This is a genomic window from Rhodococcus sp. JG-3 (assembly GCF_000482405.1).
GTDB classification, from domain to species: domain Bacteria; phylum Actinomycetota; class Actinomycetes; order Mycobacteriales; family Mycobacteriaceae; genus Rhodococcoides; species Rhodococcoides fascians.
The window spans coordinates 4,306,801-4,329,014 of the sequence record NZ_KI519398.1 but is presented as its reverse complement, the minus strand read 5'-3'; the positions used below and the strand labels follow the sequence as shown (position 1 = coordinate 4,329,014).

Below are 22,214 nucleotides of genomic sequence, written 5' to 3'. Positions count from 1 at the left end.
AGGAAAGGACCGGCGATGGCGACACCTGTGGTTCCCGAGATCGCTGCGGTCGAGGGCCCGATCGACTCGTCTGCCCCGATTACCCGTCGGCGGTTGGTGCTGCGCCGGTTCCTGCGCAACCGGCCGGCGCTGGTGGGCATCGTGGTCCTTCTCGCGATGTTCGTCGGCGCGTTCGTGCTCCCGCATTTCATCCCGTTCACCTACGAGGAACTCGACGCGTACGCGCTCAACTCGCCGCCGACCACACGACACTGGTTCGGCACCAATCAGATCGGCCAGGATGTTCTGGCTCAGACGCTGCGCGGTCTGCAGAAGTCGCTGATCATCGGCATGCTCGTCGCGCTCATTTCCACGGTGCTTGCCGGCGTCGTCGGCGCGGTGGCGGGGTACTTCGGCGGTTGGACCGACCGTGCGCTGATGTGGGTCGCCGATGTATTGCTCGTCGTACCCAGCTTCCTGGTGATCGCTATCTGCTCTCCGTTGTTCCGCGACAAGAGCTTCTTCATCCTGGTGCTGCTGCTCGCGGCCTTCGCGTGGATGATCACCTCACGCATCATTCGCGCGATGACGCGGTCCCTACGTGAGCGCGAATTCATCCGCGCCGCAAAGTACATGGGCGCAACACCGAGCAGCGTGATCGGCAAGCACGTGCTGCCGTCGATGGCCTCCATCCTCATCGTCGACGTCACGCTCAATGTGGGTATCGCCATCATCGGGGAGGCATCACTGAGCTACTTCGGCTTCGGTGTCCAGCGACCCGACGTCTCGCTCGGCACGCTGATCGCAGACGGTACGTCGTCCGCGTTGACGTATCCGTGGCTGTTCGCATTCTGCTGTGGCGCACTGGTATTGATCGTGCTGGCGACGAATTTCGTCGGCGACGGTCTGCGCGACGCATTCGATCCGAACTCGACGAGGGGACAGGCACGTGGCTGAGACAGTGCCGGTGTTGAAGGTCAGCGGACTCGAGGTCAGCTTTCCCAGCGAGGAGGGGCGCGTCACCGCAGTGCGCGGCCTGGACTATCAGGTCGACAAGGGCGAGGTCATGGCCATCGTCGGCGAATCCGGCTCCGGCAAGTCGGTGTCGTCGCTGGCCGTCATGGGATTGCTTCCACAGACCGCACGGGTCACCGGGTCCATCGAGCTGAACGGCCGTCAGCTGCTCGGACTGTCCGATCGCGAGATGTCCCGTGAGCGTGGCCGTTCGGTGGCGATGATCTCGCAGGACCCGTTGACGGCGCTGACTCCTATCTACCGCATCGGCGATCAGATCGCCGAGGCGATCTCGGTGCACAATCCGTCGCTGAACAAGGCGAAGGTCCACGAGCGCACCCTGGAATTGCTCGATCTGGTAGGCATCGTCGATCCGAAGACACGGGCGAAGTCCTACCCGCACGAGTTCTCCGGCGGGATGCGCCAACGCGTCGTCATCGCGATGGCCATCGCGAACGATCCGGACCTCATCATCGCCGACGAGCCCACAACCGCTCTGGACGTGACGATTCAAGCGCAGATCCTCGATCTCCTCCGTACCGCCCGCGACGTCACCGGTGCCGGCGTCGTGTTCATCACGCACGACCTGGGAGTCGTTGCCGGCGTGGCCGATCGGGCCATGGTGATGTACGCCGGCCGTGCCGTGGAGACAGCTCCCGTCGACGAGCTCTATGCGCACCCGTCGATGCCTTACACCGTCGGGTTGCTCGGCTCCGTTCCTCGCCCGGATCGCCCCGCGCAGGAGCGGCTGGTGCCCATCGAGGGCACACCGCCCGCTCTGGTGAATCTCCCGACGGGTTGTCCGTTCGGGCCTCGGTGCCCGTTGCACACGGAGGCCTGCGACAAGGGTGAACCGCCGTTGATTCAGGTTGCCCCGAATCACAGCGCTGCGTGCATCCGTATCGACGCGGCAACGGCCGAGTCGGTGGAGGCCGAGTTCGAGGGTGCGCCGCGGTCGGAGGCCCCGGCCGAGCTGGCGGTGACGGTATCCAAGGATGCCCCCGTGCTGTCGGTGACCGATCTGCACAAGAGCTACCCGGTCTTCAAGGGCTCTGTGCTTCGTCGTCGGGCCGGGGAAGTACCTGCGGTGCAGGGCATCAGCTTCGACGTGCACGCCGGATCCACCTTGGCCATCGTCGGCGAATCGGGCTGCGGCAAGTCGACGACCCTGCTCGAGATCATGGAATTCGTGAAGCCGCAGCAGGGTTCGATCGAGATCAACGGCGTCGAGCCCTACAGCCTGAGCCGCGCCGAGCAACGAAAGTTGCGCGCCCACATCCAAATCGTGTTCCAGGATCCGATGGGCTCCCTCGACCCGCGTATGCCGGTGGGGGAGATCATCGCCGAGCCGTTAAAGATCAACGGAGTCCCGGTCGACGAGCGCACCCGCCGGGTTCGGGAACTGATGGACACCGTCGGAATGCGTCCCGAGCTCGCGGATCGGTATCCCACCCAGTTCTCCGGCGGGCAGCGTCAACGTGTCGGAATTGCACGGGCTTTGGCGCTGAAGCCGTCGATCCTTGTGCTGGACGAGCCGGTGTCTGCGCTCGACGTATCGATCCAAGCGGGCGTGCTGAACCTGCTGCAGGATCTGCAGGAGGAGCTCGGTCTGGCGTATCTGTTCGTCTCACACGATTTGTCGGTGGTCCGACACCTTGCCGACGAAGTGGCGGTGATGCGCAACGGAGTATTCGTGGAGAAGGGCCCAACGGAGCAGATCTTCGACGCACCCAAGGACCCCTACACGCGCGCACTCCTGAAAGCCATCCCCATCCCTGATCCCGTGCTCCAACGAGCCCGAATCGCCGAGGCCGCAAAACTGGCCGACGCCATATGACCCGCAAGATACGGCACACTGAGAAAGGTGAACTGATGAGAGCCAAGCTATTTCGGGCACTGGTCCCGATCGCGGTGGCCGTGACCACTGTGGGACTGGTGGCGGGGTGCAGCTCCGGTGATACCGGGCCGAACGCCGATGCGCCCGCGTCCTTCGATAGCGGAGCGCAGATCAATCCGCATCCAATCAGCGATCTGCAGCAGGGCGGGAACATGAACTTCCCGCTGTCGCAGGTGCCGACCAACTACAACTACTACCAAATCGACGGCACCACAGTCGATGCCGCTCGGTACTACCTCGCCTTGATGCCGAGAGCATTCACCGCGGCGGCCGATGCGAGCCTGACCACTGCGTCGGACTACTTCACCGACATCACCGAATCGGAGGTCGACGGTAAACAGGTCATCACCTACAACATCAACCCGAAAGCCAAGTGGAGCACCGGTCGGTCGCTGGATTACACCGACCTCGTCGCGACGTGGACCGCGAACAGCGGCAAGGACCCGGCCTACGAGGCGTCGTCAACCGCAGGTTACGACAAGGTCGAATCGGTGGTTCGGGGTGAGAACGACCAGCAGGTGATCTTGACCTTCAGCGAGAAGTTCGGTGACTGGCGTTCGCTGTTCGTGCCCTTGATGCCTGCAGAGTCGGTGAACACCGTCGAGGCGTTCAACACCGGTTCGGTGAGCACGATGCCCGCTACCGCAGGCCCGTTCCGTGTTCGCAACATCGAGCCCGGCGGAAAGCGCATCGTCGTCGAGAGGAACCCGGATTGGTGGGGTGAGAACCCAGCGGTCCTCGACACCATCACCTACCTCCCACTCGATTCGACGGCCTCCGTCGGAGCGCTGCAGAGCGGCGAGATCGATTACTACGAACTCGGCAGCAGCGCAGACGCATTCAAGGTTGCGCGCGGTGTCCCGAATGTGGACCTGCGGCAGAGCCTGGGGCCGCAGTACCGCCACTTCGACTTCAACGGTGCGTCGGGTCGTATCACCTCGGACAAGGCAGTGCGTCTGGCTTTGATGAAGGCGATCGACCGCGACTACTTGGCTACCTCACAGCTCGGTCAGATCACCTCGAATCCGACGGTGCTGAACAGTCATATCTACGTCGACGGTCAGAAGGGCTACCAGGCCAACAACGGTGATATCACCTTCGATCCCGAGAAGGCGAAGTCCGAGCTCGACGCGGCCGGTTGGACTATGAACGGTGAGTTCCGCTCGAAGGACGGCCAGCAACTCGATCTGCACGACATCATTCCGGCCGACACTCCGAATGCGACGCAGGAAGCGCAGATCATTCAGCAGAACCTCAAGGCCGTCGGTGCCAACCTCATCATCGATGCGGTGCCGTCGGACGACTTCTTCGAGAAGTACATCTTGGTGGGTGCCTTCGATGTCACCCACTTCACCTGGGAGGGAACGCCGTACACGTCCAGTAGTGACGGCATCTTCCGCCTGACGCCCGGCAGCACGTTGCAGAACTACGGCCAGGTCGGTTCCGAGGAGATCAACGGTCTGCTCGACAAGGCGGCCGGTGAGCTCGACGACGATGCGCGTATCGCCGACTACAACGAGGCGGACAAGGCGATCTGGGCCGAAGGCCACAGCCTGACGATGTTCCAGCGCCCTTCGACGTACGCGACGAAATCCAATCTCGCCAACTTCGGTGCTCCAGGATTCGGCGACATCGACATGTCGAAGGTCGGGTTCCTGAAATAGACAACGGGCTCGGATATCCGGTCGGTGTCGCGGCAATCACGCTGGTTGTCGCGGCATCGACCGCTGTCTACACCCCGCTCGGCCTGGTGGTTGCGCTCGTCGTGCTGATCTGGACGGGTTGTTCTGTGGCCTCGGCCTTGTTGGCCGGACGATCCGCAGCGCGGTCTCGGGATCGAATCTCCGTGCGTCGTGTTCGGTTTCAACACCGCATGCGTTCGCGCGGGTATGTGGAGGTTCAGGAGGGCGCCGGGCGGGCCTGGTATCCGGTGTACTTCCACACCGGTCTTCTCGGATTGGTCCCCGGCGCCGAAGCGAAGGTCGGTAGGTCGTTTCTCGGACACCGCGCTTTCGTCGTCGAACCGGGGATCGTTGCGTTGCCCTCCGGTCGGCGGCGATCGACCTTACCGCCGGGAACACCTCTCGATGCCCCGCGCCTCAACGACGCCGATCTGCGCAGGCGCAGCGCCAGATTCGGTTCGCTGCGTCGTCGGATCATGCTCGACGCCCCCGCAGCGGTGGCCGGCCCGTTCATCGGGCTGCTGTGGTTGATCGTCGACGGTGGGGGCTTTGCACAATTTCTGGCGGTGAGTCTGTTGGCAGCTGTCACCGCGATCTGGTGGTCGGCGATCGCCGGCAGCGACCCCAGTTGAGTCGCTGAGCAATTCGCGTGACGCGCGTTCGTAACTGCTGAGAAACACCCCTGATCTACGTTCGAGATTCGGACAATTCAGGAGGCAGTATGGCGCAGTCGATGGCAGAGCACGCAGCGGAAACTATCAGCAAAGGAATCGGCCGACGCGGCTTCATTCGGGCGGTGGCAGCGATGAGCGCAGGGGCTGGTTTGGCAACTACAGCTGCGTGTTCGACGACCTCGACGACCACTGCCGCCGCGAGTTCATCGGCTCCGGCACCGGTCGGCATTCTTCAGCCGGGAGCCGGTGACATCTCCGGCGATCACTACCTGAGCTCGGAGGTCGACAAGGTCCTGTGGGGGTACGTCCCGACGGTCGAGTCCGAATCGGTGCTGCAGATGAAGTCCGGCGAGACGGTGACCATCGACGCGCTCAGCCATGAGGGAATCCTCGAAGACCAGGGCCGCGATCCCGTCGAATTCTTCGGCGGCAAAGGTGTTTCCGAGTCCGATGTTCTTCAGGACGCGATCGACATCGCAGGCGGGTACGACCGAACGGTTCGCAACTTCGACGTCGACGGACCGCACGTGGTGACGGGCCCGGTGTTTGTCGAAGGTGCGCAGCGCGGCGATGTGCTCAAGATCGAAACTCTGGAGGCCGTTCCGCGGGTGCCGTACGGCGTGGTGTCGAGCAGGCACGGCAAGGGCGCGCTTGCAGTTACGGCGTCCGGCGAGGCACCGGCGGGCATCAGCCTTGATGAAGTCATGCCGCCGATCGGAAGCGACGGCAGGAAATCGGGTGCCCCGACGCAGTACGGCAATGTATCCACGTTCACGGCCGTCGAGGACGGACAGGGCGTGATGCGGTACGGCGATGCGGCCGTGCGCTTTCCGCTGCGCCCGTTCATGGGCATGATGGGCGTGGCGTTCGCCAGCGACCCAGGTCTGACATCCCCGAATGCCAACTCGATTCCCCCGACGCTCGGCGGCGGCAACATCGACGTCGGTCTGCTCGGCGTCGGCTCGACGTTCTACCTTCCCGTGTTCGCGGAGGGCGCGTTGTTCTACGTCGGCGATCCGCACATGGCGATGGGTGACGGTGAGGTGGCCCTCACTGCGATGGAGGGGTCTCTGCGCGGCACCTTCCGCCTTACGGTCTGCAAGGCGGGCAGCGGTGACGCGCCGTCTGTCGCGTACTCGTATCCCTTTGCCGAGAACGAGAACTCGTGGATTCCGATCGGCCTGTCAGATCCGGACGGGGCCGTCGGCGGCCAGAGTTCGGACCTGAACGCGGCGATGCGTCGGGCTGTGGTCAATGCTCTGGACTTCTTGGAGACCGATCTCGGCATGGACCGGGCGACGGCGTATGCGTACCTCTCCGCTGCCGCGAACTTCACCGTCTCGCAGGTGGTCGACAAGACCGTCGGCGTGCACGGACAGATCTCGAAGGCGCACTTCGACCGGTAGGAGTGCGCCTGCGGCGCAGTGGTGCGGGTAAGTGCCTCTGCGGGCACATAATCACGCCACTGCGCGTAGCGCACCTCAGCGGTGCGCGGTTGCGATGAAGTGACGTGTTGCGGCGTCGACGATGTCTGCAGGTGCGATGTCGATTTCGTCGTTCAGCCAGGCGATCACGAGTTCGGCAAGTCCACCGATGAAGAGCAGACCGTTGATCTCCGACTGTGGTTGGGGCCAAGCCTTGTCGCCATACAGTTCGCGCGACTGTTCGGCCACCAGATGAGCGAAGCCGCGCAGGGACTTTCGTCGGTATTCGCGGAGGGAGTCGACGGCGAGCGATTCGATCATCGCAACCCGGCCCTTGCGACGGTCCTCGGTCAGGACGCCGACGAACGCGGTCACCGCATTGTGTACCTTCTCGTCGACGGTCCGGGCGGGGGAGTGCAGTGCATCCAGCGCTGCCGTTCGTATCTCGGCGGACACCGATTCCACGACCTGCTCGAGCAAGTCGTCTCTGCTGCTGAAGTTTTGGTAGAAGTAGCGCTCGGTCAGCTTGGCGTGTGCGCAGATCGCGGTCATGGTCGCACCCTTCGCTCCGGCTGCCGCGAATACCTCGAGGCCGGCGTCGAGCAATCTCGCTCGGCGGTCGGCCGCGCGGTCGTCGGCGCTCATGCCGTTGTAGCGACGCGTCGTAGGGGGCATGGGTAGATCTTGACAGAGACCGTGACTGTGACGCAGACTACATCCCATCTGACATGACGTCATGTCAGATTGACGGAGGTCGACAATGGCACGTGCTCTGGCTGCTCCACCCGCAGATTCAGCTCTCCAACCGGTGTTCGGCGACGGCGGTCTTCCCGTCGTCGGGCACACACTCGAGTACATTCGCGACCCTCTGAAGCTGCTCGGTAGTCGGTGGGACAAGTACGGCGAGGTCTCGTGGATGACGATGGCCGGGCAGAAGTGGATCACCGTTCTCGGTCCCGATGCGTGTCAGCAAGTGCTGCAGAACGCGGACAAGGCGTTCGCCAACGGTGACGGCTGGTCGCTGTTGATCGGGCCGTTCTTCCACGGCGGGCTGATGCTGCTCGACTCCGAGGAGCACCTACGTCATCGACGAATCATGCAGCAGGCTTTCACTCGGGACCGGCTGACCAAGTCCGTCGCAGCGTTGAATCCCGTCACGGCAACAGGTTTAGACGCATGGGAGCCGGGCCGCGACTTCCAGGTCTATCCGGCGCTCAAAGCGTTGACGCTGGATGTCGCGACGAGCATCTTCATGGGCGGTGCGGAGGGAACGACGGACGCCGACATCGCTGAGCTCAACGCGAGTTTCATTGCCTGCGTGCAGGCTGCCACCTCGATCGTGCGCTACCGGGTTCCTGGCACGCGGTGGAAGCGGGGTTTGGACGGCCGGGCGGTGCTCGACCAGTTCTTCCGCCGCTACCTCCCTGCCCGTCGAGCCACCGAGACCGACGACCTCTTCTCGGTGTTGTGCCACATCGAGGGTGACGACGGAGAGCACTTCTCCGACGACGAAGTGATCGACCACATGATCTTTCTGCTCATGGCTGCGCACGACACGTCGACGATCACGCTGTCGACGATGATGCAGTACCTCGGCCAGCATCCGGAGTGGCAGGACAAGTGCCGGGCCGAATGCGAGGCGCTGGGCACCGATGCTCCGTCGTTCGCGCAACTCGACGAGCTGACCAACGTCGATCTGGTCATGAAGGAGTGCTTGCGCCTGGTCTCGCCCACACCGGTGGTGGCCCGCCGCGCCGTGAAGGACACGGAGGTGCAAGGCAAGTTCGTCCCCGCGGGAACGTATGCCTCTGTCGCACCGCACTTCACGCATCACATGGAGCAGTACTGGCCCAACCCCGAGCAATTCGATCCCGGGCGGTTCGCCGCCGATCGCCGCGAGGACAAGGTGCACCGCTATGCGTGGGAGCCGTTCGGCGGCGGCGTCCACAAATGCATCGGCATGTTCTTCGCCGGGGCCGAGATCAAGACGATCATGCATCACCTGTTGCTGCGATTCGACTGGACGGTCGACCCCGATTACGTTGCACCTCTGAACTTCACGTCGCTGCCCTTCCCGGAGGACGGGCAGCCCGTGCAGCTGAGACGGCGTTAGACCGATCCGGCGCGGTCGGTGAGCCAACCGATGATGTCGGCTGTGACCTCGTCACGGTTGGTCTCGTTGAGGATTTCGTGGCGGGCACCGGGGTACAGGGTGACGGTTACATCGCTCATTCCCGCCTCGCGGTAGCGGGCGGCCAGCGTCTCGATCAACTGCCCACCGCCGGCGAGTGGGTCGTCCGTTCCCGACGTGATGAGCAGGGGGAGATCGGAGCGAATCTGCTCCAGGTTGTGCGGATCGGCGAGCTTCTCGGCCTCGCCGAACAACGCGGGAACCGTCGACGCCGGAAGATCGAAGCCGCACAGCGGATCTGCCACGTAGGCGTCCACCTCGGCCTCGTCGCGCGAGAGCCACTCGTATCCGGTGCGGTGCTCGAAGGCGGCGTTGAACACGCTCAGGTCACCGGCGGGGGCGTCGGCCATTCCTGCGGCGAGTACGTCGAGTGTCGTCGAACCCGACAGCACCACGCCTTCGTACAGATCCGATCGCTCGATCAGAACATGCTGGGTGGCAAAGGATCCCATGGAATGAGCGAACAAGAACAGAGGCAGGTCGGGGTACTCGGTCAGCAGTGATTCGCCCAGTTGCTCGATGTCTGCCCACAGGCCGGCGAACGCAGCGGCACCGAAATCGCCCGGGGTCTCGACGATCGACTGGCCGTGACCGCGATGATCGGAGGCGACGACGTGGAATCCCGCTTCGTTCAGCGCGGTCGCGAAGCGGGCGTAGCGGCTGCCGTGCTCGGCGAGTCCGTGCGCGATCTGTACGACGCCGCGAGCCGGATCGGCGGCCGTCGCCCAGGTGTAGGTACTGATCTCGATGTCGTCCTGCTTGGATACGAACGACGAAGCGTTGGCCACGGAAATCTCCTTGGTGCGGCGAGAGGGTCGAGACACGAACCTAACTCTTACGCCTCGTACATCGGAGCAAAATGCTCGACGACGGGGAACGGATCGTAGAAGTGATGCAGTAGCGCCTTCCACTGCTGATACTCGTCGGAACCACGAAAGCCGTCGGTGTGGTCTTCGAGTCGTTCCCACTCCACCAACAGCAGGTAGGTGTTCGGTTGCTCGATGCCCTGCGAGAGGGTCAGATTCACGAACCCCGGCATCGACGCGATGATCGATTTCGCGTCGGCGAACGCGGTTTCGAACTCGTCGGTTCGGTGGGGGATGACATGCAGCAGGGCGTGTTCGACGATCATCGAGACAGTATGACCGCAGCAGCGCGATGCTCCCCGGGCAACTGCCCGGGGAGCATCGGCGAGTACGGCTACTTTGCGGAGACTCGGACGAGCTTCTTGTTCACGAATTCGTCCATGCCCCACGGCCCCAGCTCGCGGCCGACGCCGGAGCGCTTCACGCCGCCGAACGGCAGGCCAGGCAGTGTGGTGCCGTGCTCGTTGACGAAGGCCATTCCCACCTCGAGGCGCTCTGCTACGTCCCGGGCCTTGTCGAGGTCTGCGCTCCACACCGACCCACTCAGTCCGTAGGGGGAGGAGTTCGCCAATTCGATTGCCTCGTCGGCGTTCTGGACCTTGTAGATGACGCCTGCGGGGCCGAACAGTTCCTCGGTGTAGGCCCGCATGTCCGGCGTGACGTCGGTCAGCAGGGTCGGCTGCACGTACGCACCCGGTCCGTCGATCTTCTTGCCACCGGTGAGCAGTGTCGCGCCCTTGGACACCGCGTCGTCGATCTGCTCGATCAACGTGTCGGCAGCGGTCTGCGACGACAGGGGACCGAGGGTGGTGTTGGCATCCAATGGATCGCCGGTCTGCACGGCCTCGAAGGACGTGACCAGTTTGGCGACGAATTCGTCGTAGACATCTTCGGCGACGAGTATGCGCTTGGCGGCATTGCAGGCCTGGCCTGCGTTGGACAGGCGCGCACGGGTTGCGGATTCGACGGTGGCGTCCATGTCCGCGGAGTCGAGCAGGATGAACACGTCCGAACCGCCGAGCTCGAGCACGACCTTCTTGAGGTTGCGCCCGGCCGTCTCGGCGACGGACGTTCCGGCTCGCTCACTTCCGGTGAGGGAGACGCCCTGCACGCGGGCGTCGGCGATCATGTCGGCGATCTGCTCGTTAGTCGCGAAGATGTTGATGTACGCGTCTTCCGGCAACCCGGCCTGCCGGAAGATCTCTTCCATCAGCAACGCCGATTGCGGGCAGTTCGGTGCATGCTTGAGCAGAATCGTGTTGCCCACCATCAGGTTCGGGCCGGCGAATCGGGCTACCTGGTAGTACGGGAAGTTCCACGGCATGACGCCGACGAGCGCGCCCACGGGCTTGCGCTGCAGCACACTGATTTCCGCTCCGGGCACGTCGAGTGTCTCGTCCTCGAGCAAGCGGGGGCCGTTGTCGGCGTAGTACCGGTAGATGTTCGAGGACAGTTCGACCTCGCCCTGAGACTCGGTCAGAGGCTTGCCCATCTCGAGCGAGATGGTGCGGGCCAGTTCGTCGGCGCGCTCGACATAAAGGTCGGCGACCTTGTGCAGGATGTCTGCGCGATGCTCGGGTGAGGTCTTGCGCCACGTCTGGAAACCGGCGTGCGCATCCGCGAGGGCGCGCTCGATGCCGGCCGAGTCGAGAGTTTCGAATTCCTTGACGGTTGTGCCGTCGGCTGGATTGACAGTCTTGTAGGTCGTCATGCTCGGTTCAACGGACGGCGGGGCCGATTTTGTTCCTAATCGGGCAAATCGGATGGCCCGACGGTGGTCAGAGGCGGGACGGGACACGGTCTCGAAATCCATTGAGCGCCCTACTGGTCGGTAACTTGGATGCGCAGATGGAGTGATACCCCACTGCCCCCCACAGCGGCGAGAACGAAGATTAAAGTTGAGGACGAACGCATCCAAAAGACGACGTCGAAACTGAGGCAAAGGCGAAACATGACAGCGAAGAAGCCGACCATCATCTATACCCTGACCGATGAGGCGCCGATGCTGGCGACTCACGCGTTTCTGCCGGTCATACGTTCTTTCGCCAGCGCGGCCGGCATCGACGTCGACTCCAGTGACATCTCGGTTGCGAACCGCATCCTCGCCGAGTTCCCCGATTACCTCAACGAAGACCAGCGAGTGACCGACAACCTCGCCGAGCTGGGCAAGCTGACGCAGCTGCCCGACACCAACATCATCAAGCTTCCCAACATCAGTGCCTCCGTTCCGCAGTTGCTGACCGCGATCAAGGAACTGCAGGACAAGGGTTACGCGATCCCCGACTTCCCCGGGAACCCGAAGACCGACGAAGAGCGCGAAATCCGCGACCGCTACACCAAGTGCCTCGGCAGCGCGGTCAACCCCGTTCTGCGCGAGGGAAATTCGGATCGCCGCGCACCCAAGGCCGTCAAGGAATTCGCGCGCAAGCACCCGCACAGCATGGGTGAATGGTCGCCGGCGTCGCGCACCCACGTCGCGCACATGCGCCACGGCGACTTCTACCACGGCGAGAAGTCGATGACCGTCGAGGGCGACCGCGAGATCAAGATGGAGCTGCTGACCGAGGGCGGCGAGACCATCGTCCTCAAGGAGAAGGTGTCGCTCACCGACGGCGACGTCATCGACAGCATGTTCATGAGCAAGAAGGCGCTCATCGAGTTCTACGAGGAGCAGATGGAGGACGCCTACAAGACGGGCATCATGTTCTCTCTGCACGTCAAGGCCACGATGATGCGGGTCTCGCACCCCATCGTCTTCGGGCACGCCGTCAGGGTCTTCTACAAGGACGCGTTCGCCAAGCACGGCGACCTGTTCGAGGAGCTCGGCGTCAACGTCAACAACGGCCTCTCGGACCTCTACAGCAAGATCGAGGCACTCCCCAGCGCGCAGCGCGAGGAGATCATCGACGACCTGCACAAGTGCCACGAGACTCGTCCGGAGCTGGCGATGGTCGACTCCGCACGCGGAATCTCGAACTTCCATTCGCCCAGCGACGTCATCGTCGACGCGTCGATGCCTGCGATGATCCGCAGCGGCGGCAAGATGTGGGGCGCGGACGGTCGGCCGAAGGACACCAAGGCCGTCAGCCCGGAGTCGACCTTCTTCCGCATCTACCAGGAAATGATCAACTTCTGTAAGACCAACGGACAGTTCGATCCGACGACGATGGGCACAGTTCCCAACGTCGGCCTGATGGCGCAGAAGGCCGAGGAGTACGGCTCGCACGACAAGACGTTCGAGGTCCCTGCCGGTGGCGTCGCGAACATCACCGACCTGGCGACGGGCGAGGTTCTGCTGACGCAGGACGTCGAAGAGGGTGACATCTGGCGTCTGTGCATCGTCAAGGACGCGCCGATCCGCGATTGGGTTGCCTTGGCAGTGCGACGCACCCGTGAGTCCGGAATGCCGGTCGTCTTCTGGCTCGACCCGTACCGCCCGCACGAGAACGAGCTCATCGGCAAGGTACGCAAGTACCTGAAGGATCACGAGACCGAGGGCCTCGACATCCAGATCATGTCGCAGGTACGGGCGATCCGCTACACGATGGAACGTCTCATCCGCGGGCTCGACACCATCTCCGCGACCGGCAACATTCTGCGTGACTACCTCACCGACCTGTTCCCGATCCTCGAACTCGGCACCAGCGCGAAGATGCTCTCCATCGTTCCGCTGATGGCCGGCGGTGGACTCTACGAGACGGGTGCGGGCGGCTCGGCCCCCAAGCACGTCAAGCAGCTCATCGAGGAGAACCACCTTCGCTGGGATTCGCTGGGTGAATTCCTGGCTCTCGCAGTCAGCCTCGAGGACCTGGGAACCAAGACCGGTGACGTCAAGGCGACCATCCTCGCCAACGCACTCGACTCGGCCACCGGCAAGCTGCTCGAGAACAGCAAAGGGCCGTCGCGCTCGACCGGTGAACTCGACAACCGTGGCAGCCAGTTCTACCTCGCCCTCTACTGGGCACAGGAACTCGCCGAGCAGACCGAGGACACCGAGCTGGCCAAGCACTTCGCAGCTCTGGCAAAGACCCTCGCGGAGAACGAAGAGAAGATCGTCGGCGAGCTCAACGCGGTACAGGGCAACCCGGTCGACATCGGTGGTTACTACTACCCGGACCCCGAAGCCACCGCCGCAGTGATGCGTCCGTCCTCGACGTTCAACGAGGCACTGGAGTCGGCGAAGCAGTAGTTCTTCTGCCTGCTTCACCACCCTTTGGGATGAATGGCCCATTCACGCGCTCAGACGTTGTGAATGGGCCATTCATTCGTTCGGGGGCAACAACTTTCGGGCTTAGCAGCAGCTGCCAGCCGTCTGGGGTAGACAGTTCGCCCCCCGGTTGGGATCAATGCGACATTCACGCGTTCAGACGTTGTGAATGGGACATTCATGCGCTCGCGTGGCCGGTCTCCGCACTCGGAAGTGCCGGCAGCGCCACCGGATACAACTGAAAGCTTCCGCTCATTCCCTTGAGTTCGACGTCGCGGGGCGTCCCCAGAGTCAGGCCGTCCGCCCTGGCGATGGCGTTACGCACCGGCTCGCTGACAAGAATTTCTCCGCCCTCGGCTTGGTTCGCCACTCTCGCCGCCATGGCCACGTTGAGTCCGAACAGGTCGTCGCCTCGACGCACCGAACTGCCGACGTGGATGCCCATACGGACGCGGATGCGATCCCAGCGGTCGGGGTTCTTCTGCAGCGCTTCTTGGACTTCCACCCCGCAGCGCACAGCTTCAGCCGGGTCGGAGAAGGCGATCATGTAACCGTCGCCCTGGCTCTTGACCACGTGTCCGCCGTGGTCGTCGACGTGTTTGCGGATCAGCTTGTTGTGCTTTTCGAGCAGCTTCACCCAACCGCGGTCTCCCAGTTCCTCGTTGCGGGCGGTGGATCCTTCGATGTCGGAGAACATGACCACGATGTCGCCGTCGGCCGTCATGCGTGCCAGGTCGGGGCGTTCCACCTTGGCCCAGCCCGCGAGGTCTTCGACGGAGTTGCGGACGGTCGCGCCAAATCCCTTGTTGATGAGTAGGTCCGTGGTGTGGAAGGCGGTTCTGATCGCGAAGGGCACCAGGCCGCGTCGCTTACGGCGTTGCTGCGATTCGAGAGCGCGGTCGAGTGCTCGGCGCGCGTGCTTCAACTTTCGTCGAGACACGATGAGAACCACACCGAGCGCGATAATGGCGGCGAGCTCGACTCCGGCAACTATCCACAGGATCACGTTGCTCATCCTCGCCTGTCGGCGGTGTCCGTGGTTGCACAACCGACCGCGAACTGCTTCCGATAGGCCGTCGGCGTGACGGCGAACGCCGAGTGGAAGTTCTGACGCAGGGTGACGGCGCTGCCGAATCCGCACGAGGCAGCGATGGTCTCGATGCTGTGGCCGGTCGTTTCGAGTTGGCTGCGGGCGGCGTCGAGCCGCTGGTCGAGTACCCAGCGCGCGGGCGTGGTTCCCGTCGCATACTGAAATTGCCGGATGAAGCTACGCCGGCTCATACGTGCCCGCTCGGCGAGCCGCTCGATCGGTAGTGGCTCGGACAGTCGTTCCAGCGCCCAACTCTGGACGTCGGCGATCGCGGAGTCCTCCGACGCCTCGATGACCGGCCGTTCGATGTATTGCGCCTGACCGCCGTCGCGATGGGGTGCGACGACGAGGCTGCGTGCCACCCGCGTAGCCGCTGCCGCGCCGAGGTGTTTGCGGACGATGTGCAGGCAGGAATCTATCGACGATGCCGTGCCCGCGGAGGTCATGACGTCGCCGTGGTCGATGTAGAGCACGGACTCGTCGAGGCCTAGTTGCGAATTGCGGTCGCGCAGTTCGGTCATCTTGGACCAATGGGTGACGGCAGGGCGTCCCGCGAGCAGTCCGGTGTCGGCGACGGCAAACGACCCCAGACACAGTCCCGCGATCTGGGCTCCCCGTCTGTGAGCGCCTCGAAGAGCTGTGGACAGGTGAGCGCCGATGTGTGGCAACGACTCCGGCCACGACGTCACGATGACGATGTCGGCCCAATCGGCGATGTCGGGGCCCTCGATCTCGCCGACGGGGAAGCCCTCCTCGGTGCGGATCGACCCCGGCTCGTCGGACCACACTCGCGTCTCCCAGTCGGGGGCCAGCCCGAGGCGCGTCACCTCGCCGAACACCATCAACGGCGCGGCGAGGTGGAACATGGTGATGCCGTCGAACACGTACAGCGCGATGCGCATGAATCTCCGATCGACGAATTGGCGCAATTTCATCGAAAGTATGCATCCGTGCCACTCGTGAACGCAAGGTCGGTGCCGAAGTATGGGTATTGACCGAGTACGCCACTTGAAGGAGAACGTTCATGACTGCACCGCGTAGAGCCCTCATCGTCATCGATGTACAGCAGGAGTACTTCGAGGGAGTGCTGAAGATCCAGTACCCGCCTCGCGACGAGTCGCTGGCCAACATCGTTCGTACCATCGAAGCGGCTGTGGCGCAGGATGTTCCGGTGGCCATCGTGCAGCACGAGATGCCCGAGGGCTCGCCTGCTTTCGTCAAGGGAACCGCGACGTACGAGCTTCATCCCGACATTCAGGCCGTCGTGCAGCCGTGCTTCGAGCGAGTCGAGAAGCAGTACAGCAGCGTCTTCGCTGGCACCGACGTGGCGAAGTGGTTGCAGGGCAACAATGTCGACACCGTCACGATCGTCGGATACATGACCAACAACTGCGATCTCGCCACCAGTGCCGACGCCGAAGCACTGGACCTGACCGTCGAGATCCTGTCCGACGCCACTGGCGCGATCAACCTTTCGAACGAGGCGGGGACAGTCTCAGCCGAACAACTCCACAAGGCGCTGATGGTGCTTTACCAGTCCAATTTCGCAGCGGTGGCGACGACAGACCAGTGGATCGACGCGGTCAAGAACGGAAACGGGCTCACGGCAAACAATCTGGTGGTCTCGGCTGCGCAAGGCAATGACGCGGTCGGTACCGCCTGAGTCCACGACAGGCGGTCTCATTTCCATCAGGTCGGGTGTCCGTCGTCAGTCGATTATCTTCGCCGCCCGAGCTGCACGTATCCAACCCGGGAATTCGCTGAGAATTCGTTCGTACAGCTCGGCGTCGGAGACTTTGTCGATGTCGTCGAGCGCGAAGAACCCGGCGTTGTCGATGAACCGGCCTTCCATGGTGTCCAGCTTTTCGAGAACGCCGTAGTTCGCTTTGCCGACACCGATGAACTGCCAGAAGATGGGAGCGCTCGACGCCGTCCGCATGAAGCTCGCGATCGGCCCGCGTTTGGTGAAGCCACCGTCGGTGAAGAACAGCACCAACGTGGGCTGACGCGAGACGACCGTGGACAGGATCTGATTCATGATCGGCAGTTCGTCGTTGGTGCCGCCGATCGACGAGTAGTCGATGCCGCCATGGTGGCCGTACAGGTGGAGGTAGGTGTCAGCCCAGGAATCGGTGCCTGCGACGGTGATGACTGGCAGCTGCGCGTACCACGAGCCGTAGAGGTAGGGTTCGAGCTCGCCGTCGTCGTCGAGCTGGGTCGCAACCGGAACCATTCGTTCGACGACTCTGTGCACTACGCGCGTCGAGTACTGCTTGCTCATGCTGCCGGTTTTGTCGATGACAAGAATGATCCGAGCCCGCAGTCCCACGGCATTTTTCGTCAGCAACACCTTGTGTACATGTTTCTTGCGGAGATCGAGCTTCTCGCGTTTGACCATCGAGAGCTTTTCCTCGCCCGCTACGGAACGCACTGTCGGGGTATCGGTGTCCTCGACGTCAACCCCGTGTTCGCGGACGAGATCGGCAAAGCCCGCGTCCCAGCCGGCGCTCACATTGCGCACCTTCCAGTCGCCGCCGCGGCGATAAATTTCGACCAGAACTGCTGCAGTTTCCGTCGTCAAACCCGATGCTGGACTGACGATGTCGCTCGACCTTACGGTCATTCCGGCGCGAGTCGACAGTGCGCTGTCCGACGCAACCGCGACGACGATGGCGTCGACGTCGGTAGGCACGAGACGCAGGTCGATGCTCAACGAACGCGTCGATGACAGCCGAACCGCGCCCTCGGGCGACGATGGCTGATTGAAGAACACGAAGTCGTCGTCGCTGCGTACTTTTCGACCCGTGTTCACTTGAAACGCAAGTAGGTCGACACCGTTGGCGTCGTCGACGGTGACCTCGAACGCTCGTGCCTCGATCAGGGCATTCCCGCCTCGGGTCAGGGTCGTCATGGTGTCCTTTCGGTGTCGCTGGAACACATGAGGCCAGAGTAATGGCGGCACGAAATGGTGTACGAGCTGGTGCGAGAGCCGCCGCCTAAATGGATGACCGACCGGCGTCGCCGGCGAGTGGGAGATCCCAACGAGCTGCCATCCACACCAGGTGGGTTGGTAATTGTCCCTGCACAGGGCAACGACGCTGTCGCCCAGTTTGTCATTACGATGGCGAGTGTGACGGCACGGGCGATAACGGACCAGACGCTCGGCGCATGGGTGATCAAGTGCAATCCGCGCAAGACCGACCTCGCACCGATGGTCGAAGCCGGACGTGCGCAGGACAATTGGTGCGTCGCGAACAACTATCGAACTCGTCTGATGGCACCTGGGCAGCCGGTGTTGTTCTGGGTCAGCAGCCACCCGCGACGCGGGATCTGGGGTGCGGGTCGGTTGACCGGCACCCCGGTCCCCGGCCCCCAGTGGAAGGTCTCGACGGACATCACGCTGTTCGATCAGCCGATCCTCGCGTCGGATCTGCAGGCCGTTGCGGAATTGTCGACGCTCGAGGTGTTCCGGTCGCCGCAGCAGTCCAATCCCTCATGGGTCGACGCGTCCGCGTGGGCAGTGATCCGACAGATGCTGCCTCTCGAATGATGTGATGGCGCTATGACACCGGAGAACGAGCCGATACAGCACGGAATGCTGGATGTCGGGGACGGTCAGCGGATCTACTGGGAGCAATGGGGTCCGTCCGACGGCGTCCCGGCGGTGTACCTGCACGGCGGACCGGGCGGGACCCTGAACACCAGTCAGTTTCGTCGCCACTTCGACCTGTCCCGTGTTCGCGCAATCGGATTCGAGCAGCGCGGGTGCGGACGGTCGACCCCGCACGCGTCGGATCCCTCGACGTCGTTGGCTACCAACACCACTGCACATCTGCTCGCCGATATCGAAGCGCTGCGTGTGCACCTCGGCGTCGAGGCGTGGATCGTCAACGGCGCGTCCTGGGGATCCACTCTTGCTCTTGCCTACGCTCTCGCGCATCCGACAAGGGTTCTCGGCATGGTGCTCGTTGCTGTCACGACGACACGTAGGGCTGAGGTCGACTGGATTACGGAGGGAGTCGGCGCCGTCTTCCCGGAAGCATGGGATCGGTTCGCCACCTTCGCCGAGCAGTCGGGCGTCGGCTACCGCCGGGGCGAGGGCCGAATAGTCGACGCGTACAACCGCCTGTTCAATTCGACCGATCTGACGTTGCGCGACAATGCATCCCGAGAATGGGCGCTGTGGGAGGACGTCCACATCTCGATCGGTACCGATGGCGTGCGGCGCAATCCGCGATGGGACGACGACCGGTTCCGACTGGCCTTCGTCCGGCTGGCCGCGCACTACTGGTCGCACGACGGGTTCTGCGATCCACCCTTGCTCGATCGCGCCGACGGTCTGCGAGACATTCCGGGCGTCCTGATCCATGGCCGAAAGGACATCTCCGGACCCGCTGTCACGCCGTGGCATCTACACCGACGTTGGCCCGGTTCGACACTCGTCATCGATGAGGGCGACGGGCATGGGGGACTGTCCATGGCGGCGCGCTGGGACGCTGCGAACGAAGAATTGACCGACCGGGCCCTGCAGCGGCCGAATGGTGCATGATCGAAGGGTGACTTCTTTCCCGATCGTTGATCTGACTCCCGACGAGCTGCTGACCACCACGCGAACTGTGCGTAAGCGTCTGGACCTGACGCGGCCGGTGCCGATGGAGCTGATCAAGGAATGTCTCGAGATCGCGCTGCAGGCCCCGTCCGGGTCGAACAAGCAGGGGTGGCAGTGGATCGTCGTCACCGATCCTGATCTTCGTGCCCGCATCGGCGCGATCTACGGCGAATTGTTCGCCGCATATCAGGCGTCGAAGCATTCCGCGTCGGCTTTGTTCGCCGACGATCCGGAGCGCGCATCGGTACAGAAGCGCGTCGGCGACAGTGCCGGGTGGCTCGGCGAGCACATGGGTGAGGTTCCGGTGCTGCTCATTCCGTGCATCCAAGCCGGTAAGACGCTTCCGGCCGGTAATCAGGCCGGTCTGTGGGGCTCGCTGCTGCCTGCGGTGTGGAACTACGCCCTGGCTGCTCGGGCACGTGGTCTCGGAACAGCGTGGACGACAATTCATCTCGCGAAGGAAGCCGAGATTTCCGGACTGCTCGGTATTCCCGAAGGCTTCCATCAAGGCGCACTGATTCCGACTGCCTACTACACGGGGGAGACCTTCAAGGTCGCGCCCAGGGATCCGATCGAGACGGTGCTGCACGTCGATCGCTGGTAGTCGGCCCGGCTAGGTGCGCAGGTAGGCCACCACCGCCATCACGCGTCGGCTCATACCGGTCGAGTTCGCCAATCCGAGTTTGTCGAACACGGCGTTGATGTGTTTCTCGACCGAACTCACCGAAATGAACAGATCAGCGGCGATTCTGGCGTTCGTGAGACCTTGCGCCATCAGCTCGAGCACATTGCGCTCGCGCGGCGTCAGTCGTTCGAGGGGATTGGATCGGGTGGTGCGAGACAACAGCTGGCGCACCACCTCCGGGTCGAAGGCAGTCCCGCCGCCGGCAACTCTGTCGAGGGCGTCCAGGAACTCGTCGACCTGCGCGACTCGGTCCTTCAGCAGGTACCCGACCTTGCCTCCCGGCCCACTGATCAGCTCTGCCGCGTAGCGGTTTTCGACGTACTGGGAGAGCACGAGCACTGCCACCTCCGGCCATCGATCGCGAATGGTCAGTGCTGCTCGCAGACCCTCGTCGCTGTGGCCTGGAGGCATCCGAACATCGGTGACGACGATGTCGGGATGAGCCAGTTCCACGGCAGCCAGGAGCGCGTCGGCGTCGCCCACGGACGCGACCACGTCATGGCCTTCGTCGACGAGCAGACGGACCAGGCCCTCACGCAGCAACGTCGAGTCCTCCGCGACGATCACGCGCATGGGATGCTCGCAGTCACAACAGTCGGGCCGCCGACCGGGCTGTCCACGGTGAGGGTGCCATCCATGGCAGCGACGCGGCGGGCCAGTCCGGACAATCCGGTGCCGGACGGATCGGCACCACCGGACCCGTCGTCGGTGATGGTTGCCAGTATGCGATCGAACTTCTGCCGAGTGACCTCGACCTCCAACGATCTCGGGGAGGCATGCTTGGCTGCGTTGGTCACCGCCTCCGAGATGACGAAGTAGACGGCTGTTTCCACAGCGGGGCGCAACCTCTCTGTCAGTTCGTACGAGAGTCGAACGGGCACACCGGACCGCTCGGCCAGCGCCTCGAGAGCTGGGCGCAGGCCGTCCTTGTCGAGTGCGATCGGATACACCCGGTTGGCAACCTCGCGCAGCTCGTCCGTCGCTCCCTGCGAGGCGACCTGGGCTTGGCGGAGGAGTTCGTGCACCTTGTCGGGATCTTCAGCGCGGCGAGCCCGGCCGACGAGCATTCCCAGAGCAACCAGGTGCTGTTGCACGCCGTCGTGCAGGTCACGCTCGATGCGTCGGCGTTCGTCGTCGATAGCGTCCACGACATGATCGCGAGTGCTCGTCAGCTCGGCAACCCGTTGGTGCAGCAACCGATCCGACTGCCGGCCGAGTACCTGGATGGCGAACCAACGATCGAGAGATCCCACCCCTGCCACTCCGACTGCCGCGACGAAAATCAGGAGGATTCCGGGTAGTGCGGCCATAGCAACGAGTCCGCCGTCGACGCGGTTCGAGTCCTCGATCAAGCCCCAGTCGCCGCTGAGAGTCCATGCCGAGACCATCGATGCGGCGACGACGAGACACAGCGTCAGGAGGAGAACCACGCCGAGCCCGAGCAGCCCGATAGGCCAACGAATTCCGAGATACCAGCGGCAGCGACGAGGGGCCGCCGCATCCGTGGAGAACGCGCCGTGAAAGCGTGTGATCCGCCGGATCTCGAAGTCGGACAAGATCAATGCGGTCTCATCTACGGCCGTCCGTATTGGTTCTCCCCACCGGCCGAGGAGACGCACCAGTGCTAGGGCGAGTAAAGCCGCCACGGAGAACAACAGAGCCGCGATCGCGGTGAAGATTCCGAGCAGAACTCCGGAAAGTGCCGTGAGCCAGCGCCGTAGAAGTGAGCCGATCGACGCGCGATCAGCCTGCTCGGGTGAGTAGACGTCACGGTTGGCCAGCACACGAGCAGCGTAACCGAGCAAGTGGCCGCTGATACTGCGGTAAACCACACACTTCCATGCAGATAGCCCCGCGGCAGGCGACGGTCTTCCTCGATGTCCCGCATCCACATAG

20 protein-coding genes are annotated in these 22,214 nt (G+C 63.4%); 11 read left to right on the top strand and 9 right to left on the bottom strand.

Going from position 1 to position 22,214, the window contains the following annotated elements; all coding sequences use genetic code 11:
- Nucleotides 1–15: 15 nt before the first annotated feature.
- From K414_RS0121700 to K414_RS0121680, 5 genes are all read left to right on the top strand, one after another.
- Complete coding sequence (locus K414_RS0121700) at nucleotides 16–936, top strand: ABC transporter permease (RefSeq protein ID WP_027497844.1); 921 nt, start codon at nucleotides 16–18, stop codon at nucleotides 934–936.
- A complete protein-coding gene (locus K414_RS0121695) occupies nucleotides 929–2,830 on the top strand; it encodes an ABC transporter ATP-binding protein (protein WP_027497843.1) in 1,902 nt (633 codons plus the stop codon). Before K414_RS0121700 ends, K414_RS0121695 begins: the two co-directional genes overlap by 8 nt.
- A 35-nt stretch (nucleotides 2,831–2,865) precedes the next feature.
- Nucleotides 2,866–4,554: an ABC transporter family substrate-binding protein gene (locus tag K414_RS0121690; RefSeq protein WP_027497842.1), complete on the top strand. Its 1,689-nt coding sequence runs from the start codon at nucleotides 2,866–2,868 to the stop codon at nucleotides 4,552–4,554.
- 209 nt (nucleotides 4,555–4,763) lie between these two features.
- Complete coding sequence (locus K414_RS27655; RefSeq protein ID WP_141215041.1) at nucleotides 4,764–5,204, top strand: hypothetical protein; 441 nt, start codon at nucleotides 4,764–4,766, stop codon at nucleotides 5,202–5,204.
- Between the two features lie 89 nt (nucleotides 5,205–5,293).
- Nucleotides 5,294–6,652 carry an acetamidase/formamidase family protein gene (locus tag K414_RS0121680; protein ID WP_027497841.1) on the top strand — a complete coding sequence of 453 codons (1,359 nt, stop codon included), beginning with the start codon at nucleotides 5,294–5,296 and terminating at the stop codon, nucleotides 6,650–6,652.
- Between the two features lie 75 nt (nucleotides 6,653–6,727).
- On the opposite strand, the gene K414_RS0121675 is transcribed toward K414_RS0121680, so the two are convergent.
- On the bottom strand, nucleotides 6,728–7,345 hold the full coding sequence (locus tag K414_RS0121675; RefSeq protein ID WP_202595077.1) for a TetR/AcrR family transcriptional regulator: 618 nt from the start codon (nucleotides 7,343–7,345) through the stop codon (nucleotides 6,728–6,730).
- Between the two features lie 85 nt (nucleotides 7,346–7,430).
- On the opposite strand from K414_RS0121675, the gene K414_RS0121670 reads away from it, so the two are divergent.
- Nucleotides 7,431–8,783, top strand: coding sequence for a cytochrome P450 (locus K414_RS0121670; protein ID WP_027497839.1), 1,353 nt, complete (start codon nucleotides 7,431–7,433; stop codon nucleotides 8,781–8,783).
- Here K414_RS0121670 and K414_RS0121665 read toward each other — a convergent pair.
- The 3 genes from K414_RS0121665 to K414_RS0121655 form a co-directional block, all read right to left on the bottom strand.
- Entirely contained in the window at nucleotides 8,780–9,649 is an 870-nt protein-coding gene (locus K414_RS0121665) for an alpha/beta hydrolase (protein WP_152530464.1), read from the bottom strand. The two genes, K414_RS0121670 and K414_RS0121665, sit on opposite strands and share 4 nt — an antisense overlap.
- Before the next feature lie 47 nt (nucleotides 9,650–9,696).
- On the bottom strand, nucleotides 9,697–9,993 hold the full coding sequence (locus K414_RS0121660; protein ID WP_027497837.1) for an antibiotic biosynthesis monooxygenase: 297 nt from the start codon (nucleotides 9,991–9,993) through the stop codon (nucleotides 9,697–9,699).
- 68 nt (nucleotides 9,994–10,061) lie between these two features.
- Nucleotides 10,062–11,438, bottom strand: a complete 1,377-nt coding sequence (locus K414_RS0121655; protein WP_027497836.1) for an NAD-dependent succinate-semialdehyde dehydrogenase — start codon at nucleotides 11,436–11,438, stop codon at nucleotides 10,062–10,064.
- A 240-nt stretch (nucleotides 11,439–11,678) separates the two neighbouring features.
- Here K414_RS0121655 and K414_RS0121645 point away from each other — a divergent pair, with 240 nt between their 5' ends.
- A complete protein-coding gene (locus K414_RS0121645; protein ID WP_027497835.1) occupies nucleotides 11,679–13,916 on the top strand; it encodes an NADP-dependent isocitrate dehydrogenase in 2,238 nt (745 codons plus the stop codon).
- A gap of 196 nt (nucleotides 13,917–14,112) precedes the next feature.
- Here the strand turns inward: K414_RS0121645 and K414_RS0121640 are convergent, their stop codons facing one another.
- Nucleotides 14,113–14,949, bottom strand: a complete 837-nt coding sequence (locus tag K414_RS0121640) for an adenylate/guanylate cyclase domain-containing protein (RefSeq protein WP_051365229.1) — start codon at nucleotides 14,947–14,949, stop codon at nucleotides 14,113–14,115.
- Nucleotides 14,946–15,926: a helix-turn-helix domain-containing protein gene (locus K414_RS0121635; protein ID WP_027497833.1), complete on the bottom strand. Its 981-nt coding sequence runs from the start codon at nucleotides 15,924–15,926 to the stop codon at nucleotides 14,946–14,948. The genes K414_RS0121640 and K414_RS0121635 overlap by 4 nt, the downstream gene beginning before the upstream one ends.
- A gap of 122 nt (nucleotides 15,927–16,048) precedes the next feature.
- On the opposite strand from K414_RS0121635, the gene K414_RS0121630 reads away from it, so the two are divergent.
- The gene (locus K414_RS0121630; protein WP_027497832.1) at nucleotides 16,049–16,687 is read left to right on the top strand and encodes an isochorismatase family protein; all 639 of its coding nucleotides are present in this window, start codon (nucleotides 16,049–16,051) and stop codon (nucleotides 16,685–16,687) included.
- Between the two features lie 45 nt (nucleotides 16,688–16,732).
- On the opposite strand, the gene K414_RS0121625 is transcribed toward K414_RS0121630, so the two are convergent.
- Complete coding sequence (locus tag K414_RS0121625) at nucleotides 16,733–17,935, bottom strand: VWA domain-containing protein (RefSeq protein ID WP_027497831.1); 1,203 nt, start codon at nucleotides 17,933–17,935, stop codon at nucleotides 16,733–16,735.
- 219 nt (nucleotides 17,936–18,154) lie between these two features.
- Between K414_RS0121625 and K414_RS0121620 the strand changes: the two genes are divergently transcribed.
- The 3 genes from K414_RS0121620 to K414_RS0121610 are packed head-to-tail and all read left to right on the top strand — an operon-like array spanning nucleotide 18,155 to nucleotide 20,237.
- Nucleotides 18,155–18,574 (top strand): EVE domain-containing protein, encoded by a 420-nt coding sequence (locus tag K414_RS0121620; RefSeq protein WP_237606290.1) that lies wholly within the window; start codon nucleotides 18,155–18,157, stop codon nucleotides 18,572–18,574.
- A 12-nt stretch (nucleotides 18,575–18,586) separates the two neighbouring features.
- Nucleotides 18,587–19,573, top strand: coding sequence for an alpha/beta fold hydrolase (locus tag K414_RS0121615; RefSeq protein ID WP_027497829.1), 987 nt, complete (start codon nucleotides 18,587–18,589; stop codon nucleotides 19,571–19,573).
- 7 nt (nucleotides 19,574–19,580) lie between these two features.
- The gene (locus K414_RS0121610; protein ID WP_027497828.1) at nucleotides 19,581–20,237 is read left to right on the top strand and encodes a nitroreductase family protein; all 657 of its coding nucleotides are present in this window, start codon (nucleotides 19,581–19,583) and stop codon (nucleotides 20,235–20,237) included.
- Nucleotides 20,238–20,246: 9 nt separating this feature from the next.
- On the opposite strand, the gene K414_RS0121605 is transcribed toward K414_RS0121610, so the two are convergent.
- Both K414_RS0121605 and K414_RS0121600 read right to left on the bottom strand, forming a co-directional pair.
- On the bottom strand, nucleotides 20,247–20,891 hold the full coding sequence (locus tag K414_RS0121605) for a response regulator transcription factor (protein ID WP_027497827.1): 645 nt from the start codon (nucleotides 20,889–20,891) through the stop codon (nucleotides 20,247–20,249).
- A complete protein-coding gene (locus K414_RS0121600) occupies nucleotides 20,882–22,102 on the bottom strand; it encodes a histidine kinase (RefSeq protein WP_037219478.1) in 1,221 nt (406 codons plus the stop codon). The genes K414_RS0121605 and K414_RS0121600 overlap by 10 nt, the downstream gene beginning before the upstream one ends.
- Between the last annotated feature and the right edge of the window lie 112 nt (nucleotides 22,103–22,214).